2 protein-coding genes are annotated in these 1,866 nt (G+C 76.9%); both read left to right on the top strand.

Annotated elements, in window-relative coordinates; genetic code table 11:
- Positions 1 to 93: 93 nt before the first annotated feature.
- Positions 94 to 1,080 carry an Acg family FMN-binding oxidoreductase gene (locus GUY61_RS37915; protein ID WP_166634829.1) on the top strand — a complete coding sequence of 329 codons (987 nt, stop codon included), beginning with the start codon at positions 94 to 96 and terminating at the stop codon, positions 1,078 to 1,080.
- Between the two features lie 101 nt (positions 1,081 to 1,181).
- Positions 1,182 to 1,640, top strand: coding sequence for a pyridoxamine 5'-phosphate oxidase family protein (locus tag GUY61_RS37910; protein ID WP_166634830.1), 459 nt, complete (start codon positions 1,182 to 1,184; stop codon positions 1,638 to 1,640).
- Positions 1,641 to 1,866 lie beyond the last annotated feature (226 nt).

Below are 1,866 nucleotides of genomic sequence, written 5' to 3'. Positions count from 1 at the left end.
CCTCGGGCCGGTCGGCCCCTCCCCCGCGGCCCGCGGCCCGGCGCAGCGTGGAGGGAACACGGCTCGCCCGGCCCCCGAGGAAAGAGGACCACCATGCGACCTCCCGCTTTCGACGCGGCTTCACTGGAGACCCTGGTGTCGGCGGCGGTGGCCGCGCCCTCGATCCACAACACCCAGCCGTGGCGGTTCCACGCCGACCCCGCCACCCGCTGCCTCGAAGTGCGCGCGGTGCCCGGCCGCGCGCTGCCGGCGACCGACCCGGCCGGGCGGGCGCTGCACATGTCGGTGGGCGCGGCGGTGTTCAACCTGCGGGTCGCCGCGGTGCATCTGGGCTGGGAGCCCGTCGTGAGGCTGCTGCCGCTGCCCTCCGACCCCGGGCTGCTCGCCGTCGTACGGCTGGCGGGGCCCGCGCGGGCGGCCCGGACGGCCCGGCGGGACCTGTACGCGGCGCTGTGGCGCCGGCACACGAGCCGGCTGCCGTTCAACAGCCACCCGCTGCCCGAGGAGCTGCCCGGGGAGATGGCGGAGGCCGCGCACACCGAAGGGGCCCGGCTGTATGTGCCGGGGCCCGCGGAGACCGGCCGGCTCCTCGGTCTGACCCGGGAGGCGGAGCGGCGCAACGCGGCGGACGCGGGGCGTACGGCGGAGAGCCGGGCGTGGATCGCCGGGCCCCGCTCGGGGGCCTACGGCATTCCCGCCGGGGCACTCGGCCCGAAGGACGTCAGGGGCCGGGTGCCGGTGCGCGACTTCGCCGGGCTCGCGCCGTCCCGCCGGCTGCCCGCGCTGCCCTTCGAGGCGCGGCCGCGGGTCGCGGTGCTGACCACCCGGCACGACCGCCGTGTGGACTGGCTCCAGGCCGGGCAGGCCATGGAGCACGCGCTGCTGCTGGCCACGGCCCGGGGGGTTCGGGCCTCGATGCTGCACCAGGCCCTGGAATGGCCGGACCTGCGGTGGGCGCTGAGCGACCCCCGGCAGGAGGCGGGGCACACGCAGATGCTGCTGCGGATCGGCTTCGGTCCCGAGGGCGGGGCGACGCCCCGCGAGCCCGCGAAGGCGGCCCTGCAGGTCGGCCCGGCATGAGCCGACCGCGGCCCGCGCGGCGTACAGGGCCGTCCCGGCCCCCTCACAAGGGCCGACCGGCCCTATCGCAGCGGTGCCCGGTCACTCTATGGATGGACACCATGCACCCCTACGACGGCTTCCGAGAACTCGGCCGCGAAGAGGCTCTCGCTCTGATGGCTGGAGTCCCGATCGGCCGTATCGTCTACACGGACGGGGCACTGCCCGCCGTGCTGCCCGTGAATTTCAGTCTGGACGACGACAGTTCCGTTGTCCTGCGCACGGCGAAGACGTCCCGGATGGCCCGCGCCGTGGACCGGGCGGTCGTCGCGTTCGAGGCGGACCAGTTCGACGAGTCGGCGCGGACGGGCTGGAGCGTCGTCGTGACGGGCCTCGCCGGGGCCGTCAGTGACGAGCGGGAGCAGGAACGTCTCCGCCGCACCGGTCCACGCTCGTGGGCCCCCACGCCCGACGGCATCTACATCCGCATCACTCCGGAACTGGTCACCGGCCGGGTGCTGGGCGAATCCCGCGCCGCGGCGGCCAACGGCCACGCGGCCCCGGAGGCCGAACCGGTCTGATGCTCCTGCCGCGCCCTCTCCGTCCCCGCCCCGACCGGCCGCCGACCCTCCGGCGCCCGGCGCACCCGGCTGCCCTCCCGGCACCGCGCGTCCGGGTCCCGGCCGACGGCGCATGCCGTCGCGCCACCGCGGCGGCCGCCGCGATCCGGGCGGTCGCGCCGCTCGGGGCAAAGGCGTACCGGAGCAGGGCTGCCGGGACCGGCGCCGGCTTGGTGGTGGGGTGTGG

This window comes from Streptomyces sp. GC420 (assembly GCF_009916105.1).
In the GTDB taxonomy this organism is placed as follows: domain Bacteria; phylum Actinomycetota; class Actinomycetes; order Streptomycetales; family Streptomycetaceae; genus Streptomyces.
This window is presented reverse-complemented; position numbering and strand designations above follow the sequence as displayed.

What these genes read in the sequence shown, in the direction of transcription:
- GUY61_RS37915 (WP_166634829.1), top strand. Translation starts at nt 94, where the DNA reads ATGCGACCTCCCGCTTTCGACGCGGCTTCACTGGAGACCCTGGTGTCG.
- GUY61_RS37910 (WP_166634830.1), top strand. Translation starts at nt 1,182, where the DNA reads ATGCACCCCTACGACGGCTTCCGAGAACTCGGCCGCGAAGAGGCTCTC.